Raw genomic sequence first — 753 nt, forward strand, 5'->3', positions numbered from 1 at the left:
CTGATCGGCGTTTTGGGCGGCATCATGCTTCTGGGCTTTATCGTGATTGCCATTGTGCCCAACCTTTTCTCATCCTACGACCCTGTAGAGTTTGTAGGGATGCAGCTTTCCCCTCCAGATGATGCCTTTCCAATGGGCACCGATCTCTATGGGCGGGATATTTGGAGCCGCATCGCTCACGGCACTCGCATTTCCCTCCAAGTCAGTTTTCTTTCGGTGCTCTTCGCAGCCGCAGTAGGCGTTGTTCTCGGCATGGTCGCTGGCTATTTCGGCGGTGCCAGCGATTACATCATCATGCGTCTCATGGATGCTATTTTCGCCTTCCCCTCGGTGTTGCTTGCAATTGCCCTCGTTGCCATTGGGGGATCGGGTTTGGGGAGCATTATTCTCGCGATTACCATTGTTTATATCCCCATTTTTGCCAGAGTTGCCCGTGCCTCGGCGATGAGCGTTCGTGAACGGGAATTCGTGACCGCCGCCTTCGCCGCAGGTGTTGGCTCGCCCCGCATTTTGCTCGTCCACATTCTCCCGAATATCCTTTCGCCCATTATCGTGCAGATGGCGTTGCGACTTTCCAGTGCGATTACTGTGGAAGCGGCACTCAGTTTTCTGGGATTGGGCGCATCGCCCCCAACCCCGACGCTTGGTTCCATGCTAAGTGAGGGACGTGCCTTCATGGAGCTTGCGCCGTGGACCGTCCTTTACCCTGGCTTGGCACTTGCCCTTGTCATTTTGGGTGTAAACCTCTTTGGT

General features: G+C 55.1%; 1 protein-coding gene. It reads left to right on the forward strand.

Annotated elements, in window-relative coordinates; translation table 11 throughout:
* A partial coding sequence (locus AC3DOM_RS15565; protein ID WP_487919960.1) for an ABC transporter permease occupies window positions 1-753 on the forward strand: 753 nt, incomplete at both ends.

This window comes from Candidatus Desulfolinea nitratireducens (assembly GCF_982879505.1).